This is a genomic window from Nitrosovibrio tenuis (assembly GCF_900109785.1).
Taxonomy (GTDB): Bacteria; Pseudomonadota; Gammaproteobacteria; order Burkholderiales; family Nitrosomonadaceae; genus Nitrosospira; species Nitrosospira tenuis_A.
Map to the genome: position 1 here is coordinate 257,658 of NZ_FOBH01000001.1, position 18,847 is coordinate 276,504.

The window sequence follows — 18,847 nt, forward strand, 5'->3', positions numbered from 1 at the left end:
GAGTAGAACCGGTGCGCCCACGCTTACGCTATAGTTAGTTTGGAAAAGACCTTTGTAATACGCTTTCGCGACTGTCGGGGATAGTTTGTGAAGTAAAGCTGGAACGGAGAGCCGGCAGGTATTCGGTTGGAGAATACCCTGTTCTCCAGCTGGTAGATTATCTTGTTTGAATACTGATCACTTTCGGAGTTCGCGATCTACATTCGGTTTGTAAAGTGGAGATCGATTACTTAATAGAGAAGTAATCGCCATCTCCAACTCGGACGGGTCTATGGAATACTCTCTATGCATGGGGTGTCCATTCTTATTGATTTGACGCCCAAGGATATAGTAGAACTCATGCCCGAGCACTCCAGCCAGATTGGAGTAGTAATAGTAGCTTGCCTCTTCATAGTAAGGCGCGAGAGCTATAACTTTGCATCCTGCCGGTGAAAAAATCATGTTCGCGAGCGCCGCCCCTATTGGAGCAACAATAATTTCCGCTTGCTTGCACGCGACAACCTGCTCGAAAAACGTTAAGGAGGAGGGCTCAACAACCTGAAAGCCTTTTACCCGCACTAGACCCTCGATCACATCGGAATTTATGATTCCTCTTAAGTTGCCACTGCTTTTGCTCCGGCGTATATAGAGCTTTTTTGCTCCTGCTTGCCCACTCTTACCTGTCACTCGTGAGGCTGTATCTCTTAAAATATTCAAGGCGGGACTCGAAAAGGTATTTACAATCCCCGTCAACCCCTTGGCGGATAATCCGTGTGGGATATACGGTTCATAGCCCGGCTGGGAAATATAGAGCAGTCTGTCTACCCTAACAGGTTCCCAACGTCCTACCATAATAACGTTTCGGTGCTTGGTATTTAGGATACTGACAGATTCAAGGATATTTGGATGCAATCCATGATCAAGCAGCAGTGGCGCGTTGTCAAATTCGGCAAAGGCATCCAGAACAAGTAATTTGGGGAGAATTTCGGTTAGCCAGTGCGCGTAATTTGTAGCGCTTTGACCCAGCAGGGCTGCTGCAAAATTAACCTTTTTCGGCTGATGAGTCAGGTATAGCCTCATCAAAGCCTTATGGCGATCAATCGAGGCAACGCCGAAAACCTCAGCAGGACAGGTATCTCGTGAGGGAACGAATGCATCAGGAAAAATTGCTGTTTCGCCTGAAAGAGTGAAATCCGTTCCTCCCACAACAATCCCATCACGAACTTCAGTTACCTCAAGCTTGGGCATTTCGAGTTTGAGCGTATCAACTTCATCCAGCTTATCCGAGCGCCTCTTATTAACAAATCTGGGTCCCGGAATATCAATGAACTGAGCGGGGCTAAATGACATTCGGCTTAATAATTGTGTATCACGAAAAGCGCTCCACGGGATAAGCATGTAGCTGGAGGTATTGTCTGTCATCGACAGAACGCTCCAGAACCGATAAATGCCACGATATGTGGTGAGAGCTAAAGCTTTGACCCAACGGAAAAGCAAATACTTGGCGAGATAAGCCCGGTAGATTCTAAGAAGAACCGATAGCACGAGGCTGCCGCTATAATGGAAGGGGGGGGCGCAAATTACTCAACGCATCAAATAGTGCATCCGTGTCAACATAGTAATCCCTGTGTAAGGGATGGTCGCCCATGTCTTTCTGAGGTCCGAGGACATAAAGCAGCTCATGATCAAGCACACCCGCCATGTTGGAAAAATAATAGTAATTAGCATTTTTGTAATAAGGCGCCATGGCAATAATTCTAGAGCCTGGTGGCATGAAGATCATGTTGGCTAATGCTGCGCCCACAGCTGAAATAACGATCTCAGCGTTCATGAAAACCGATATCTGTTCAGAAAAGCTCATTTTCCCCGGATCAATTACTTCGAAACCGGATTTCATAATCAGACCCTCGACTTCGTCGATATTTGCAATCATGCGGGGATTCCCGCAGCTTTCCGGTGCACGGCGTAAATATAGCCGTCTTTTCACGCTTGGCTTGGCATTTAACGACACTGCCTTCCAGGCAGCATCCCTCAACATATCAAGTGCTCTGCGAGAGAAGGGAAACACATCATGACTTATTTTTACCACTTCCTTAGTTGCAAGGTAGGCTCGGTATTCAGCCGGGATGTAAGCAGGAGGCGACACGTCAATGACGCAAGAAAGTTCGCATGGTTGGAATCGCCCGATAGCAATGATTTGCCGTGGGTGTTTACCCAATAATTTAATAGAATTATAGAAGTTCGGATGAATCCACTCGTCGACCAGTAGAGGCAAGTCATCATATTCCGGACAAGCATCGACTATTACCAGCTTTGGTAGAGTTTCTGTTAGCCAGTGGGCATAGTTACCCGTGCACTGGCCTAGCAGCGAAATGGCGCGATCCACCTTTTTGGATTTTCGCGAGATGTAGAACTTTACTTGACAGATATCCGGATCAATAGAAGCACTTCCGTATAACTCTGCGGGGCTTGCGTCCCGAGACGGGACAAAAAGGTCGGGATAAATCGCAATTTTCTGACTCAGAATGAAGTTTGTGCCGCCCACAACTGTAGCTTTGGCTATTGCAACCACCTCAATTTTCGGCATTTCAAGAGACACGACCTCCATATTATTAGCTGGGCAATATCCTATAAACCTGGGCCCTAAAATTTGAACATGCATTCCCGGGTCGAGCGTGAACGCCGGGTAATCGCATCGTCTAGCCAGAAAATCACTCATTGAGACTAGGCTGAAGATACGCTCCCTAAATGGCCTGGTTATAACAAGGCAAAAGCGTCCATACCCTTCATAAACGCCACCAATAATTCTCCTCAGCGAACGAAAATGAGCGTATCGCGACAGATGATTTCTGTAAAACTCTCGCAGCTTGGATATAGGCCGTAAGATCGATATAGGCCGTAAGATCGACCTGCTTCGCCAGTATAACGGTAACGCAAACTGCTTAAGTGAGCGAAAAACGGCATATCGAGACAAATAGAATCGATAAATTCTGCGGAAGAGGGGATATTGTGTATCTGTTGTCACCGGCCGTTTTTCTACTAAGACTGGAAATAGCTCCTTACTGCGTCGATTACAACGTCCGCCTGGGATAACGTCATAGAATGGTATATGGGAAGGCTTAAGATTTGCCGTGACAATCGCTCAGTCACGGGGAGGCCTTGGTAGGTACTCGAAGTGTAGCATTCCTGCATATGAGGAGGGACCGGGTAGTGAATCATTGTTTCAATATCACGCTGGTGGAGAAAATTTTGTAATTCATCACGTTTCTCGGCCTGTACAACATACAGATGCCAGACTGGATTGGCCCACAGGGGAACGTAAGGTAATTTGATTCCGCAGCCCGCCAGTTTGTCAGCATAGTAATCGGCGATCTCCGCTCGACGTTCGTTCCACGCGTTCAGCCGGCGAAGCTTGATCGTTAAAAAAGCCGCTTGCAGCTCATCCAGCCTCGAATTGTATCCAAGCAAGTCATGCTGGTACTTGACCTTGGAGCCGTAATTTCTTAGCTGGCGAACCTTATCGGCAACAGCATTATCATTTGTAAGGACGGCGCCGCCATCACCAAGAGCTCCCAGGTTTTTTGCCGGATAGAAGCTGGTTGTCGCCGCGTTCCCCAGACTACAGGCAGAATGACCACGGTAACGTGCACCTTGCGCCTGCGCAGCGTCCTCGATGACTACCAATCCATGCTTCTGCGCAATAAGGTTGATGGCATCCATGTCAGCCGGTTGACCGTAAAGATGCACCGGGATAATGGCTGCGGTTCGCGCTGTAATGGCGGATTCTATCGCCAACGGATCAATGTTATATGTGGCGGAATCGGGTTCGACCGGGACGGGCGTTGCGCCACAGTAGGTAACCGCTAGCCAGGTGGCGATAAAAGTGTTCGCCGGAACGATTACTTCATCGCCTTGCCCGATGCCATACGCCAGGAGCAATAGGTGAATGGCATCCAGGCCATTTCCAATTCCAACACAATGGGCAACACTGCAATATTCGGCGAACTCTGCCTCGAAAGTTTCCACCTCCTTGCCAAGGATATACCAGCCCGAATTCAGAACACGCTTGAACGCAGCCTCAAGATCGGCTTCCAGCTCTTGATGAGGAGTTTTTAGGTCGAGGAAGGGAACCTTCACTTGTGGAGCTCCCGTGCAGTTTTTAGAAACCGGTGATAATCACGGAAATAGTCGTTTTCATCATAAAAATCGGAGGCAAGCACCATGCACACTGCCCCTGACGAGAAATTGTCGAGGTCGCGCCATGTCATCGGAGGAATGTAGAGCCCGTAATATGAACGGTTGAGATGAAAGAGCCGTTTTTCGAAACCATCATCCAGGGTGACGTCGAAACTACCGGACATCGCAATCATGAGCTGATGTAGTGCTTTGTGTCCATGTGCGGCACGGGATGCCCCTCCTGGCACATCGTAAAGATAATATGTACGCTTGATCTCGAACGGAATATGGCGTCCGGATTCGATGAAAGTCAAATTTCCCCTGTGGTCATTGATCCTTGGCAATTCGATAATTTTCGAATCTCTTAGCGGCATACTGCCTCCGGCAATCCTTGTTGGTCTGCTATTGTTGGTCTGCTATGTATTGCGCGGGAGCAACCCCAGGAATTACCTTATTACATCATTTTTTATTTAGGAATAAAGAACATAACCGTTTCATAGATTGATTCCGTGTAGTGGCGTACATAAATGGTGTAATCATCACGCATAGAGAGAACCACTTTGGGAATCTTCCAAAAATCGCCTACATTATGATAGATACAAAGGGCGAGCCGGGGATGATGAGTTTTAATGATGTTATTTGAGCCCTCGATCGCCGCGATTTCAGAACCTTCGATGTCCATTTTGATAAAGGTCGGAGTGTTCCGATCCGAAAGAACATCATCCAATCTACCGACTGTAATAATAGTGGAGCCGCAGTCAGATATCTTCGAGCCGGACCCTTGCGCAGCCAATTTCAGGACGCCTTCGCTGTTGGACAGGCCCATTTGATGACAATGGACATTAGCATACGAACCCACGCTTTCTAAACTGGCCCGATAATTGTCCGGCTCGGGTTCGAAGATATGGATTTCGTCATACCCCGGACATAACCTGATGAATTCAAGACTGTTGAAGCCATTGAACCCGCCCACATCGATGAAAGTTTCCCCTTGTGGACGAAGTTGCAGGAAGTCTTCAAAGTATTGACTGCTCTCTCTGGAGGTGAATCCGCTTAATAAGTCGAGCTCGTACTTGAGTCGAAAACTGACAAGCTTCTTAAAAATTGAGCGAGATGTTTCATCATGCAATAAGCTATAGATCCACTCGTACTCTGCTTCGTTGTCCTGGAACTCCTCCGCGAATCCCTCATTGAAAACCACCGAAGTCAGCGGGAGCCCTGAGAATTTGAAGAAAGCAAAATAATCGAGGGACTGAAGCCCAAGACCATCAAGGCGACGCTTGGCGGATAAGGGCTTACCGCCCGAGGAGATCAATACCAAGGCATTTTTAGGAACATCCTCTGTCTTGACGACAGGAAGGCCTAGAAACGCATCATCATCTGTATAGTCATCGATAAAACCGGATATTCCAACCTGATCTACGACGCTTTTTGCGTAAATATTACGCCCCAACACGAATTTTTGTCGACTGCTTGCGCCGCAGAATTCTTCGCAGAACTGCTTGGCTCGTGCTGTGTTGCTGTGTTCGTTCTGAGATGGCAGTATTAACGGGCTCATTTGACATTTACCCAGCATTTGTTAATGGACGAATCGACAATTGCTTCCAGCATGTGAATGCCTTCCAGGGTTTCATCAATACCAAAAACATATGGACTGGGACAAGGCTCATTTTTATCGAGATACATGCCTAGAGTATCGGCGGCATCATAGTAGTAGTTCGCAAAGGCTTCGATGAAGCCGGACGGGTGCCCGGCTTTAAAGCGCGTATATCTCGTTTGATTGGATACCTGAACTTCGCTGCTGGCCCTGTCCATAATTATCCTTCTCCCGTGGTTATCGGCGAATTGCAGATATTCGGGGTTTTCTTGTAGCCATTCTGCAGAACCGCTCTCGCCGAACAGTCTTAGCTTAAGCCCATTACGGTGCCCCAGTGCTGTTTTGCTGTACCAAATACTACAGTTCAGATTGTTGGTGTATCGTGCAATACAGGACACATTATCGATAATCTGGGGAAAATTACCATATGTATCGCTTATTGCGACTATTTCCGTGGGGTGTTCATTGGTGAGAAAGCGGACCATCATATGGAGATGGACGCCGAGATCGAGAGATATGGTGGGTATTTGTCCGTCATGCAGCCTCCAATCCTGAGGGGCGATGGGAACACCGTTATCACTAATTCGAGAAAAACCCTCCTGCGGCATTTCAATATGAATCTGCTGTATTTTTCCAAATCGACCTTGCTCGATCATGTGCTTGAGTTCCCGGATCATCGGATAACCGGTGTAGTTGTAGGTAACGGCAAGAAACCCACCGCGTTGCGATAGGAGTGCCTTGATATCGGCGGCTTCTTCGCTGGACGTTACCAAGGCTTTTTCACATATGACGGGGATTCCTGCTGCGAGACAACGCATAACCTGCAGCTTGTGTTGATTCGTGGGAGTCGGGATCAGGATTCCGTCAATTTGGCTGGACTCACACCCCAACAATTCGTCCAAATCGCTGTAGGTACGCGCAGGAACAACCCCGTATCGCAAAGCAGACTTCCGGTTGGTTTCAAGGTTGCGGCTAAAGCAACCGGCCACTAACTCAAACTTTTGATCCATCTCGACGGCAATCCGGTGGACCCTGCCCACAGCCGATTCATAAGCCCCGCCGAGGAATGCTACCCTCAATTTCCTGGAGTGAGAGGTAGAGGAGTCAAGTTGATAAGGGTGGCACTGGCTCAAGGTAGGTTTCCTCTAATGATCGGATGGTTATGAAGTCTGTCAGTTGTGGTGTGGCTTCGAGCATCGTTGATCGGCTCGAATACTCAGCAAAGAGAATCGCAAGCTTATCGAATGGTGCAATGCCAAGCCGCTCGCCGCTGCTTTTGAGTGGGACGACCCGGACGCTGGCGTCGGGAATATTGTATGAGAATGTATAGTTGACAAGCGATTGACTTGTTGAGATCGTATGACGGCCGAAATACCTGGATTCTCCGAGCTGTACATCTGCGGGAATTGTTTCGCCTAGGAATGGGCGAACATAGAGATCAACATATCCAACCCCTGTGGATAATTCGACAAGACTGCTGTATAGATCACCGGGGCATCGCCTCATGCATTCAATGATCCAGAATTTATCGCCATTCGCGATAAACTGAGTATGTAGCAACCCGTCCGCCATCCCGAGTATTCGTACCAATCGGGTGATCGATTCACGAACATTGATCCGGGTGGTTTCTGGCAGAAAAGACGGGTGGTTCGAGCAGTTCACCTGGTACGGGTAGACTGTGCAGTATTCGTCGACAAAAAAGTCTAAAACTACTTCATTCTTGCAAATAAACGCGGAATGACTATGTAAGCTCCCCTCGACAAATTCTTCCAACACAACCTCGTTCGATCGAGAAGATTGAAGCGCGGCCTGGACTGCCGAGGTCAGATCCGATCCGGACAGCACTTTCACAACGCCGCGACCGCTAAAGCTGTCAACTGGTTTCACCAAGAGCGGAAAATGCAACAGCCCGGCCTCAATTGCCTGCCCTGCCTCTTGTCGGCGGGATTTCGGAGCAGGAAGTGAGTGCTGCTCAGTCAGCATACGAAATTCATTTTTGGTATGAAGAATGGTGGCCACATCATATCGGTCATAGCCTGGGAATCCGAGTCGCTGCGCAACCCAGGCACAGGACATATACGCATAATCATTGCATGACGGCACTATGTAATCGAAGTTTTCCGTTTCGACCAGATGCAGTAATTCATCCCGATTTGAGTAATCTATATAGAACGAAGCATCTGCGTATTGATGGCAAGGGTCTGATTCCTGGTTTCCACATACTGAGACATGAATTCCGCGCTTCTTGAGAACGAAGAAAAGTGGCGCAGCACTGAAACTGCTTCCGACTAACAGAGCTTTCTTATCCATTGAATACTGCCAATAGTCCAAGATTGCCGCAATGATCGACGTTTGGAGTTTCGGTCGAGTATCGCAGGGGGTAATTTATATACTTATCCACGTAGAAAGCTGGGCGAGCGGGGCGAGCATAATGGCGAATCGGGTCGGGAGATGGTATGCAGTTGTATCCTGCCAGGGTTGGCAGCATATTTCTTCATGGTAAGGAATCAGGGCGGCGGTGTGGTTGATACGTATCGCTCCGCGCTGTACTGAGCCGTTACAAAATCAACTGCTCCGAACGCCTGAATTCGTCCGCGATTCATCCAGAGCGCTTTATTGCACATCTGCCGAATCACCTCTTCGCTGTGTGAGGCAAGCACGACAATCTTGGCGCGACTCTGCAAATTCAACATGCGTTCCTCAGCTTTTTTTAGAAAGGATGCGTCGCCAACGCCGATTACTTCGTCAAGCAACAGAATATCGGCATCTACCGATGTGGAAACCGCAAACGCCAGCCGCAGCCGCATGCCGCTGGAATAGGTTCGAAGGGGCAGATCCAGATGGTCCCCAAGCTCGGTAAACGCCGCGATGTCCTCCATTTTGCGTTGAATTTCGGCATTGCTCATGCCAAGCAGCAGGCCGCGCAGGCGAATATTCTGCCGGCCTGTGGAAAGCTCATCCATGCCCAAGCTGATATCAAGCAAGGGAACGATCCGGCCGCGTGTATATATCTGTCCCGATGTGGGTGGGTAAATGCCGGCTATCACCCGCAGCAGAGTGCTCTTGCCCGCGCCATTTTGCCCTATCAGGCCCACGCGATCGCCTTCTTGCAGGGAAAAACTCAGATCATCCAATGCTCGTACCACCACAACACCCTCATTATCCCTGGCAATGCGGTTGCTTCGTCCCAGCCCCGCAATTTTTTTTTTCAAGGAACGTTCGGCCATTTCAAACACAGGCAAATCTACACTCACATTTTGTAAGGTAATTACACTCATCCCGCTACACCCAGTAGGGGATGCGCTTAAGGTAGCGTTCGGTTAGTGCCAATGCCAGAAGCCAGCCGAGTATCGCCATGGCGCCCGTCACGCCCCATGTTAAAACGCTGGGAGCATGTCCGGTGAGCGGTCCGCGAACCAGTTCAAGCAGGTAAGCGAAGGGATTATATTCAACAATCCAGCGATGTTCATTAAGCATGCTGGGGGGGAATAAGATGGGAGTCACGTAGAAGGCCATCTGGAGCACAGCCGCAGTAATTTGTGGCAGGTCGCGGAATCTCGCGGAAATAATGCCAAGTACTTGCCCGATCCATAGGGCATTGAGGATAAAGAGTACCAGTCCTGGAAAAAATATTGGAAATATAGACCAGTTTGGTGTGCCGAAGATGATCAGCAATAATATCACTATAACGAAATTATGAACGAAAATCATGAAATTACGCCAACCAACCTGTAGCATGAACAGCAGCTTCGGCGTCGAGGTTTGCCGAATGTAGCCTGCCGAGTTGATGTAGGCCACGCAACTTTCATTAATGATACTGGTGAGCAGGACCCAAAAGACCAGCCCGATTCCCATCATTGGCAAATAGTCGGCAATATTTTGATTGAAAAGGGTGCCGTACACCACACCAATCGAACCGATTATTACACCCATGCTAATCGTAAGCCAAAACGGCCCCAGCCTGGACCGCGCATAGCGCTGCCGAATCTCCAGCCAACCCAGAAGGGACCAGAGCCGCCACGCATTAAGGCTGGCGCTCAGATCCTGTATTGCGGTTGAGAACATTTTGAGAATATCTAAGAGGTCCTCTCATAGATTGGGTTGCGGATAGGACGGAAATAATAATGACGCGCCGATTGAGAATGTGAGAATGCCTGCGTCACGAGTTTAACACAGTAAATAGGCAATTTTTTCCGTGTCCCGCAGGGCGGGGACTTAATTGCCCTCGGCCTTGCTCGACCCGCTACCACGGGATTCTAATGCTTGCGTTTTGATTTGCCTAACCCGTCGGAAAATCCCTAATTCATTGCTGCGTCAAAGAATTGTTTATGTAAGGCCTCGGATATAAGCGTTGCCCAATCTAAATGCCAACCAGCCTGATGCGGTTATCGCGCATCCGCAGCGCTTGAGAGTGAGCGGCGGGTGATGATATCAGACAAAGTGATTCACCGTGTTCCCCTCAGGCCGGTTGAACCGCTTTGAGGCACGGACGAAGGCATTGTTCCGGCACTGTTCCGGTTGCTGGCTTCTTGTCGTTAACTCTTCAAAGAGTTTTTTGTCACAGCTCTTGCATTTCCCCTAAAGTTGAATATAATTACGAATCATTCTCATTAATAATTGCGGGACGGCCCAAATGGATAAGTTACTCACAATTCCGGAAGCCAATGCCGAGAAGGAGAAGTTCGTCATGCTGGATCGGAACAGGCGCCTCTACAGCGATTCCTTGTTTTCGCATGGTGACGAAGTATTTATTCAGCATCAGGGCGAGCAATATAGATTGCGGCGTACCCGCAACGGTAAGTTGATTTTGACTAAATAATAGACTTAAGGCGCTCATCATGTATATTTGTGTCTGCAAAGGTGTAACCGATACCGCCATTCGTGAAGCCGTCCACCGAGGCGCCGACCGGATGCGGGATTTAAAGACCTGCCTGGGCGTGAGCGAGCAGTGTGGAATATGTGCCTGCCATGCAAAGGAGGTTCTGGAACAAGCGCTGATGCAAAGAACCCCGACGCAACATCGTCCCGCATAAACCCACTCGCTTACACGAGATCTCGCCTGAGGAGGCACAATATGAAAAGCAGCGCAGACATCATCCAGTGGCTGAACCGCCAATTGCAACATGAGTTGACAGCCATCAATCAGTATTTTCTCCATGCGCGCATGTATGAAAACTGGGGATTCAACAGCCTGAACAAGCGCGAATATGAAGAATCCATAGAGGAAATGAAGCATGCCGATGCCTTGATCAGGCGCATCCTTTTTCTGGAAGGATTGCCCAATCTGCAGGAACTCGGCAAGCTCCTGATTGGTGAAAAGGCGGAAGAATGCGTTGCGTGCGACCTCAGGCTTGAAATGACTTCCCGTGAGACTTTACTTGCCGCCATTGGCGCGAGCGAAGCAGCCAAGGATTATGTTTCGAGAGAGCTTTTCAAGGAAATTCTGGAGGATACCGAGAAACATATTGACTGGCTGGAAACGCAGCTGGATGTCATGCAGAAAGTCGGTATACAGAACTGGTTACAGAGTCAGATGTAAATATTATCCGTGGCCGCTGGGTTTCTCCTACCCAGCGGTCTTTAGCCAGCCAGCCCATGCAGGCAAGCCAGCCCTTTTTTCCGATCTGCTACAGATTATGTTTGTGAAACAGCTTGAGGCGGCACGTTCAATCGCCTTTTGCCTCGGCTCATCCCTTTCGGAGCGCCAAGCTCGGTGCATCCCTCAGCGCATCCGTTTCCAGCGGTGTTACACGCATCTCGTCAGCCAAAATTCAGCGACGCAAACCACCAATCCATAAATAAGTATGAATCTTGCGCTGCCCGAATCCTCCCGATTGAGGGAAACGATGGAGTCCCTTGGGACTGAAAGTTTTTAAATTCGCTAATAATTTATGGCTGCGATCACGCGGCCAGCCTGGAGAAGACATGGATTTTCGTTACGCCGGCCGAACCGCCGCCCTGATAATTTTCGCCTGCTGGATGGCATTGCCGATACAGGCTGCACAGGCGGCGGTGCGGGAATACTGGATAGCGGCGGAAAAAACTTCCTGGAATTATGCGCCACTGGGAAAAAACCTGATCAAGCCGGATGCCGGGCTTGGAGTATGGGGAGAAACACTGACTTACCCCAAGTACCGTTATATCGGTTATACGGATGGGAGCTATGTCAAAACAACGTCCCAGCCGGCATGGATGGGAATTTTAGGACCCCAGATTCGGGCTGTAGTGGGCGACACGATCAAGGTTCATTTCCTGAACAAAACAGACCGACCGCTTTCGATGCACCCGCACGGAGTATTTTACGATAAACACAATGAGGGTGCGGACGGACCCGGGGAGGGCGCAGCCGTAACACCGGGTAAATCATATACATACACCTGGGGTGCCGATGAAGCCGCAGGCCCCGGTCCGGCAGACCCTTCTTCCATCGTCTGGCTCTACCATTCGCATGTAATGGAAGACGAAGAAGCCAATCTCGGCTTGGTCGGTACGATTATTATCACGCGAAAGGGCATGGCTCGCTCCGCCTCCAACCCGGCGCCGCGCGACGTGGACCATGAATTCACTTCTCTGTTCATGATTTTTAATGAAGAAGACGGGAAGGAAAGCGGGATGAAGCACACTATCAATGGCCGCATTTTCGGCAACCTGGAAGGCTACGAGACCAGCTTGGGAAAGCAGGTTCGATGGCATGTCGTCGCGCTGGGTAACGAGACGGACAATCACACCGTGCATTGGCACGGGCAAACCGTGCTTGAGCGTGGACGCCGGACCGATGTGGTTGAAGTGCTACCGGCGAGCATGACCTCCGTTGACATGGTTCCTCGGTCAGCCGGCGACTGGCTGTTTCACTGCCATGTGGATGACCACATGATGGCGGGCATGTCTGCGCGCTGGCGCGTCATCCCATAGAACGACCAGGCTATTCAGAAGAACCAAATCGACAATCGAAACAAACCCGGAGAAACGCTTGATGAAGCTCACACACGTCGCCTTTACCGCTGCCGCCATTATGAGCAGTTGCCTCAGTTTTAATGTTGCGGCTCATGCGCTCTGGTTGGAGGGTAACTTCGGCAACGCTACCGCTACGAAGCTCTATTTTGGTGAATACGCCGAAAACCTGCGCGAGCCGTCGCCCGGCAGACTCGACAGTATTATCGATCCTGCGGTGGCCGTGGTCGATGCTGCGGGCCGGGGGAAACCTGTTGACGCTTACCGCGAGAATAATCATTTTGCGATAACCGGCGGCGGTACGGTAATCGTGCAGGCGCTCAAGCAACCCGTGCGCGAACCGCAGGGAGAAACTCCCGCCCCTGCGCAAAGGCGTTTTCTGTATGCGCGCCTGGGTAAAGGCGGCAGCTTGCCGCTCGATATCGATAATAACGGCAACCTGCTGCGCTTGAGCTTCATGGGTAAGCCTGTAGCCAAGGCTGAGATTATCGTTATCGCGCCGAACGGCTGGGAAAAACATTTACGCACCGACGAGAAGGGTGAAACTGCCTTTTCACTGCCCGAACCCGGCCTTTATATCATCGAGGCGACGCACGAACTGAGTAAGCCTGGCGAATTTGAGGGTAAGGCATACGCCGTCGAGGTCCACAGGACCACGCTCAGCCTCTACAAATAAGCCTTTATTTAATCATGAGCACTTTGCAATCCGGGGCGAGCGCGTCCGAACCTCACGCCGCTTCCCAGCCGCCTTCGCCCCACGTCGCCCGGCAAGCCGCTGCAGAACCGCGCGGCTACCTGTTTTTGTCGCAAAGCATGAAGCGCGGCCGTTTTCTTGTCTGGCTGCGTCGAACGCACGCCTGGATCGGGTTATGGGGCGCGGCACTGGGTCTAGTGTTTGGTGCGTCCGGAATTTTGCTCAATCATCGCACCGAGATGAAAATCCCATTGGCCAAACAGCACGAGTCCCGGCAGACGCTCACTCCGCCCGCATCCAGCCTCCAGTCGCCGGAGACGCTGGAGACATGGTTGCGTACGGAATTCAAGCTGCCCAATGCGAAATCCCGCGTTCAGAAAAAGCCGGGCGGCCCGGTGCCCTGGGGAGGGGGCAAAGTGGAACAGCCGGAAAACTGGCGTATCACGCTCACAACGCCCAATCTCAGCATCAATGCTGAGTACTGGAAGGGTGATGCAGAGACCCATATTGAACAAAAAGAAGCCAATGCCTGGGCAACGCTCGCCAATTTCCACAAGGGAAGCGGGATGTCCAACGTTTGGATATTGCTCACCGACACGCTCGCTGGCGGCCTGCTGGTTCTGGCCATCACCGGCACGCTGCTGTGGAGCAGGTTGCACGGACCACGGCTCATGGCCGCAGGTTTGATCGGCACAACGCTCACCACGGCTCTCGTTCTGATGCTCACCACGCTATCGCTATCATGATCTCATCTGAGTCAGGTTGGGCTAGGACCGGAACGCGGAATCCAAATCCGAGGCGGAAAAACATGTAACGGTTACTTTCAGCCTCGCTCCCGCTCCAATACGGAAAATCATATTTAGCCAGCCAACAAGCCATCGCCGCTCCTTAGCTCACATCGCTTGTAGCCAGCCAATAATTAAAACAATAGAGACGCTGCCAGTGAAACATTTTGCCAAGCACAAACCGAAATTCGCCTCCATGGCCCTGCTCGCTGCGGGGTGTTTTATGCCTGTTCATGCATCAGCCGATGATAAGGACAGCCTTGAAACAAAAAACGCCTTACCCGAAGTGAAGGTCACCACGGGGCGTGTGCGACCAGGAACGCTGGAGGACGTGGCGCGCACCGGCAGCAAGACTGACACGCCTTTACGCGACATTCCCGCCAGCGTCGCAGTTGTTCCGGCGACTCTCCTGCGCGAGCAGGGCGTCATCAACATGAACGATGCGATGCGTAACGTCAGCAGCGTTCAACCGCTTATGGGCGGCGGCTACGGGTTCGCGAATAACTTTACCTCGCGCGGCCTGCCGTTGAGCTTTTTTCGCGATGACATGCCCGACGGGACATCGCCGCAAAATGGCTATTACCGCACCATGTACGATGTCGAACGCATAGAAGTGCTGAAAGGTCCCGGCTCCGCATTATTCGGGGTCGCCGGCCCCGGCGGCAGCATCAACATGATTACCAGACAACCCAGGAGCGCTTTTGCAGCATCCGCAGGAACCATGCTCGGCAGTTTCGGTACCCGCATAGGATATCTTGACGCCACAGGTCCGATCGGACAGAGCTTTGCAGGGCGCTTCATTACGGATCTGGAGCATGCAGATGGTTTCCGCGGACTCAAGCGCGACATTTTCGAGATCTCCCCAAGCCTGATGTGGCGCCTTGCCGACGATAAAACCCTGCTGATCGATTTCGACCATCGTGAAATAAAAATCAAGCCAGATAACTATGGAACGCTTTTCAATTTTAATTCTCAACTGGTCGTGCCCCGTGAAAACCGTTATTACAGTCCCTTCAATAACACAAGCAATACGATTAACCGTGTCACCGCCGTTCATAACTGGGCGATCTCGGCCGACCTGAATATGCGTACCGCATTTACCTATGATGGGCGATCGCTCGATCTGGTACGGAATGGAGGCGGCAACCAGGCTAATGCGGCGGGCATCATTACCGGGCGCGATGCGCGTCATCAAACTGACCATCAGGCGTTCGCGACTTTTCAAAACGAGTTCATCTGGAAAACGAACACCGGTCCGGTCAAACACACATTCCTGGGAGGTTTTGAGTATAAAAATACGGATATCACGACCGTGCGGGCGGATTACACGCTGCCTAATGCGGTCAGTCTTTTTAACCCGAACAATCTGGAAACGTCACTGGATGGAATCACACGCAGGCCCATATTCGATCGCAGAATCAGCAGCGACCAGACCTCGTTTTACGCCCAGGATCAGCTGGATTTGAGCGAACAGTTCAAACTCCGCCTGGGAATTCGGAATGATCTCGTCCAGTGGAGCGATAAAGGTTTCCAGTCCGGCGTCGGATTTCGTGAGATTGTGCGTAGCAGGTCCTTGACCACTTACTCGACAGGTGGGGTTTACCAACCTACAAAATTTCTTGCTTTTTATGCCGGCTATAGCACGGGCGCATTCGTTAATTTGTCTACAGAACCCACGGCGGTGGCGGCCGCACCGGAGACATCGAATCAGATAGAGGTTGGGGCAAAAACAACATTACTGGATGGCAAGGCTGATTTCAACGTGGCGCTGTTTCAAACCAGCCGCAACAATTATTTCATTACCTTGAATCCGGGTTTGAACAATAATCAAACTCAGGATGGAAATGATCGTTCCCGTGGGGTGGAAGTGAATCTCGCTTATCGCCCCATTGCCGGCCTGAGCATCTTAGGAAACGGCGTATGGATGGATCCCGAGACAATATCACGGGCAAATGCCATCAATAATGTCCTCGGCATAAACAGGAGTATTTTCGGCAACCGCCCGGTCGGCGTAGCTACAAATATGGGCAATTTGTGGACTACTTACCAGATACAAACCGGGCTGGCGCAGGGCTTGACATTCGGTTTTGGCGTCACTTACAAAGGCGACAGTTTTGCCGATACGCTGAATCTGCTGAGAGTGCCGTCATACGTGGTGTATGACGCAGCCATTTCATACCGAATCAAGAAGCTGGAAGTTGCGGTTAATGTCAAAAACCTGACGGATAAAACTTACTATACCAATCCCACTTTTGCCGGCGCGCTGCCGGGCGACTCCCGCAGCGCTTTTGGTTCCATCCGTTTTTATTTTAATTAAATCCGGGCTTTGACCAATGCGCCGAGGCGGAATTCAGTTGCCGGCTCGGGGGCAGAGCTGGGTTGCGTCATTGTCCCATTCCCTTAAATGCCCTTCAATTCCCCTCATCGCTCTTAAATTCCCCTTATCGCCTTAAATTCCTCCTTGACTCCCGCCTTGATCACTCCTGAGGTGGGCTATTGAATATGCTCTTTTGTTGCCCATCGGCGGGATCGGCTGCCGTTTGGCTCCTATGCGGTTCGCAATTGGATGGGTTTGTCCAATTGGATAGATAGCCGGTTATGCCTGCCTCATAAGCAAATTTCACAAGCCTGAAAGATTTCCCGGCCATTCAGCGGATATCTCGGCCACATCCTCCCTGTTTTTATAGCTTGATCGCTACAGCGAATCGCTTGAGCGCTTGCAGCGCAAGTCGAAACATGCTCGGATGATCTTACTCAATCATCTCATTTACATCTTTTTTTACTTAAATTCCCTTAAAAAACCGCCTCAGGCACGTACTCGTGCTAATCCCTGAAACCCGCAAGAGATAAGGCTTTCGGCGGATAACCACCGCTTCGTCCTGTAAGATTTTACAGCTATTCTGAGTTTTGGTTCCGTTGTTTCATAACGTCGTCATCAACAAACGACGGGTGCAGAACAATGGGACAAATCATGCTAGCGCAACACGGGAACGGTTCTCTGGATCAGCGGGCAGCGATGGGAATGTACCGGCTAAGGCACGAAGTTTTCCACGATCGGCTGGGTTGGGAAGTCACTACGGATAATGGGATGGAGCATGACGAATTCGATCATGCTGATCCGGTATACGTTCTGGCGACCGGGGATGAGGATGAGGTATTGGGCTGCTGGCGGTTGCTTCCGACTACCGGGCCGAATATGCTGAAGGATACTTTTCCGCAACTCTTGCACGGACAGCCAGCGCCCCAGCAGACCGATGTGTGGGAGTTGAGCCGGTTCGCCGTGACAGTTCCCAAATATGAAAGCGCGGGATTCGGTTTCAGCGAAATCCCCGTGAAAATGATGCAGACACTGTTTCTCTTCGCACAGCACAACGGCATCAAGCGTTACGTAACCGTAACAACGGTTGCGGTGGAGCGATTGATACGCAGGCTCGGCGTCAATGTTTCCAGGATCGGTGCGCCCATAAAGATCGGCCGCGTTTTAACCGTGGCCTGCTATATTGAAATTGACGCGATTACGGAATTTTCCCTGTTCGGCACACTTCCCGAAAACGCGCAAAGGAAGGCGGCATGAATATTTTGCTGGTCGGAGAAAGGCAGGATACCCGTAGAATCGTGCAGCTGCTGCTTGAGAAATCAAAACACAGGCTGGAACGCAAATCCCTCGAAAGTTTCCCGGAACCCGACCTGGAAGCCTACGACATGGTCCTTGTCGACGGGGCCGTGCATGATTGCACTCAACAGATAAATCTCGTGCAGTGGATTCAAAAGGCCAGACGGCGCTACCCGCATGTTCCCGTAGCGGTGATGAACAACGTGGGGCCTCAGCCAACTTCGGAAGCCGCGGAAGGTCAAGAATTTTCCGGTAGTACGTTGCATACCTGCGGAGTTTTTGAATCCGGCAATGGCGTATTGAATATGCGCTGCCGCTTGCAAGAAATTGCTCTGGGAGAAACCGCCGCACTAGTGCGGGGTGAGTGTGAACGACCCTTACTGGAGCCGATCACATTTGAATATTCAGGCAGGAATGATATTGATAATTCCTGTGGTTGAGGGTAATCTTTGGCCGCCGTGGGGATATCGATTGAGTGGCCGTCCCTCTTGGCCGTCTCCCTTCCCGGATAGTCCTCTCGACCGTCGCTGAGTAGTCCAGTTGAGCTAAGGAACCGCTGGCCGGCTCGCCGTCTTAATGTTGCTTCGGAGGTTCGTACACACCTGTTTTGCCCGTTCGGCGTAGCATCTTGTTGACGTCGTCGGCGTGCATTTCTTCCTGAACGATGAGGCTGCGCGCATAATCTTCCAATAGTACCGATTTGCCTTGTGTCAGTTCGAGCAGCTGATAATAGGCGGCGAGTGCCTCACTTTCATTCGCCAGAGATTCCCTGAGAATATCGCCAAGGTCGTGCAGATGCGTTTCCAGCAGGGGCCCAATTGAAAGCGAGGGATACCCCCCCAGCAATGTGACCATCTCACCGGCCTTATGGGCGTGCAGTAAGCCTTCTTCGGCCTGCGTCTTGAGCCATTCCACGACCGGAATCCGGCTGTAGCCGTAAACCATCAAAGAATAGTGCGTGTAACGCACGACGCCGGCAAGTTCCAATTCCATGATCTTGTTTAACAACGAGATGGCCTTGTGTTTATCTAAATCCATCATTTCTCCTTTAA

Annotated in this window: 19 protein-coding genes; 9 read left to right on the forward strand and 10 right to left on the reverse strand. The window is 50.8% G+C overall.

Annotation, left to right across the window (positions count from 1 at the left end; genetic code table 11):
• Window positions 1-177: 177 nt before the first annotated feature.
• From BMX00_RS01160 to BMX00_RS01200, 9 genes are all read right to left on the reverse strand, one after another.
• Window positions 178-1,401 carry a glycosyltransferase family 61 protein gene (locus BMX00_RS01160; protein ID WP_090826138.1) on the reverse strand — a complete coding sequence of 408 codons (1,224 nt, stop codon included), beginning with the start codon at window positions 1,399-1,401 and terminating at the stop codon, window positions 178-180.
• A 133-nt stretch (window positions 1,402-1,534) separates the two neighbouring features.
• Window positions 1,535-2,698 carry a glycosyltransferase family 61 protein gene (locus BMX00_RS01165; RefSeq protein WP_090826141.1) on the reverse strand — a complete coding sequence of 388 codons (1,164 nt, stop codon included), beginning with the start codon at window positions 2,696-2,698 and terminating at the stop codon, window positions 1,535-1,537.
• A 320-nt stretch (window positions 2,699-3,018) separates the two neighbouring features.
• The gene (locus tag BMX00_RS01170) at window positions 3,019-4,116 is read right to left on the reverse strand and encodes a DegT/DnrJ/EryC1/StrS family aminotransferase (protein ID WP_090826144.1); all 1,098 of its coding nucleotides are present in this window, start codon (window positions 4,114-4,116) and stop codon (window positions 3,019-3,021) included.
• Window positions 4,113-4,529, reverse strand: coding sequence for a sugar 3,4-ketoisomerase (locus BMX00_RS01175; RefSeq protein WP_090826146.1), 417 nt, complete (start codon window positions 4,527-4,529; stop codon window positions 4,113-4,115). The genes BMX00_RS01170 and BMX00_RS01175 overlap by 4 nt, the downstream gene beginning before the upstream one ends.
• 92 nt (window positions 4,530-4,621) lie before the next feature.
• On the reverse strand, window positions 4,622-5,713 hold the full coding sequence (locus BMX00_RS01180) for an FkbM family methyltransferase (protein WP_177171731.1): 1,092 nt from the start codon (window positions 5,711-5,713) through the stop codon (window positions 4,622-4,624).
• On the reverse strand, window positions 5,710-6,885 hold the full coding sequence (locus BMX00_RS01185; RefSeq protein WP_090826152.1) for a Gfo/Idh/MocA family protein: 1,176 nt from the start codon (window positions 6,883-6,885) through the stop codon (window positions 5,710-5,712). The genes BMX00_RS01180 and BMX00_RS01185 overlap by 4 nt, the downstream gene beginning before the upstream one ends.
• Window positions 6,857-8,083: an ATP-grasp domain-containing protein gene (locus BMX00_RS01190; RefSeq protein WP_218141459.1), complete on the reverse strand. Its 1,227-nt coding sequence runs from the start codon at window positions 8,081-8,083 to the stop codon at window positions 6,857-6,859. The genes BMX00_RS01185 and BMX00_RS01190 overlap by 29 nt, the downstream gene beginning before the upstream one ends.
• 176 nt (window positions 8,084-8,259) lie before the next feature.
• The gene (locus BMX00_RS01195) at window positions 8,260-9,030 is read right to left on the reverse strand and encodes an ABC transporter ATP-binding protein (protein WP_090826158.1); all 771 of its coding nucleotides are present in this window, start codon (window positions 9,028-9,030) and stop codon (window positions 8,260-8,262) included.
• Between the two features lie 4 nt (window positions 9,031-9,034).
• A complete protein-coding gene (locus BMX00_RS01200; protein ID WP_090826161.1) occupies window positions 9,035-9,817 on the reverse strand; it encodes an ABC transporter permease in 783 nt (260 codons plus the stop codon).
• Window positions 9,818-10,385: 568 nt separating this feature from the next.
• Between BMX00_RS01200 and hemP the strand changes: the two genes are divergently transcribed.
• The 9 genes from hemP to BMX00_RS01245 all read left to right on the forward strand — a co-directional run bounded on the left by hemP (window position 10,386) and on the right by BMX00_RS01245 (window position 18,235).
• A complete protein-coding gene (gene hemP / locus BMX00_RS01205; protein WP_090826165.1) occupies window positions 10,386-10,571 on the forward strand; it encodes a hemin uptake protein HemP in 186 nt (61 codons plus the stop codon).
• 19 nt (window positions 10,572-10,590) lie between these two features.
• Complete coding sequence (locus BMX00_RS01210) at window positions 10,591-10,785, forward strand: (2Fe-2S)-binding protein (RefSeq protein ID WP_090826168.1); 195 nt, start codon at window positions 10,591-10,593, stop codon at window positions 10,783-10,785.
• Between the two features lie 41 nt (window positions 10,786-10,826).
• Entirely contained in the window at window positions 10,827-11,291 is a 465-nt protein-coding gene (bfr, locus tag BMX00_RS01215; protein WP_090826171.1) for a bacterioferritin, read from the forward strand.
• A 386-nt stretch (window positions 11,292-11,677) separates the two neighbouring features.
• Window positions 11,678-12,664: a multicopper oxidase domain-containing protein gene (locus tag BMX00_RS01220; protein WP_090826174.1), complete on the forward strand. Its 987-nt coding sequence runs from the start codon at window positions 11,678-11,680 to the stop codon at window positions 12,662-12,664.
• Window positions 12,665-12,725: 61 nt separating this feature from the next.
• Window positions 12,726-13,379, forward strand: a complete 654-nt coding sequence (locus BMX00_RS01225) for a hypothetical protein (RefSeq protein ID WP_090826177.1) — start codon at window positions 12,726-12,728, stop codon at window positions 13,377-13,379.
• Window positions 13,380-13,393: 14 nt separating this feature from the next.
• Complete coding sequence (locus tag BMX00_RS01230) at window positions 13,394-14,143, forward strand: PepSY-associated TM helix domain-containing protein (RefSeq protein WP_090826180.1); 750 nt, start codon at window positions 13,394-13,396, stop codon at window positions 14,141-14,143.
• A 196-nt stretch (window positions 14,144-14,339) separates the two neighbouring features.
• Entirely contained in the window at window positions 14,340-16,499 is a 2,160-nt protein-coding gene (locus tag BMX00_RS01235; RefSeq protein WP_245727486.1) for a TonB-dependent receptor, read from the forward strand.
• A 654-nt stretch (window positions 16,500-17,153) separates the two neighbouring features.
• Complete coding sequence (locus tag BMX00_RS01240; protein ID WP_090826837.1) at window positions 17,154-17,756, forward strand: acyl-homoserine-lactone synthase; 603 nt, start codon at window positions 17,154-17,156, stop codon at window positions 17,754-17,756.
• Window positions 17,753-18,235 carry a response regulator gene (locus tag BMX00_RS01245; protein WP_090826183.1) on the forward strand — a complete coding sequence of 161 codons (483 nt, stop codon included), beginning with the start codon at window positions 17,753-17,755 and terminating at the stop codon, window positions 18,233-18,235. The genes BMX00_RS01240 and BMX00_RS01245 overlap by 4 nt, the downstream gene beginning before the upstream one ends.
• Window positions 18,236-18,368: 133 nt before the next feature.
• On the opposite strand, the gene BMX00_RS01250 is transcribed toward BMX00_RS01245, so the two are convergent.
• Complete coding sequence (locus BMX00_RS01250; RefSeq protein ID WP_090826186.1) at window positions 18,369-18,833, reverse strand: ferritin-like domain-containing protein; 465 nt, start codon at window positions 18,831-18,833, stop codon at window positions 18,369-18,371.
• Between the last annotated feature and the right edge of the window lie 14 nt (window positions 18,834-18,847).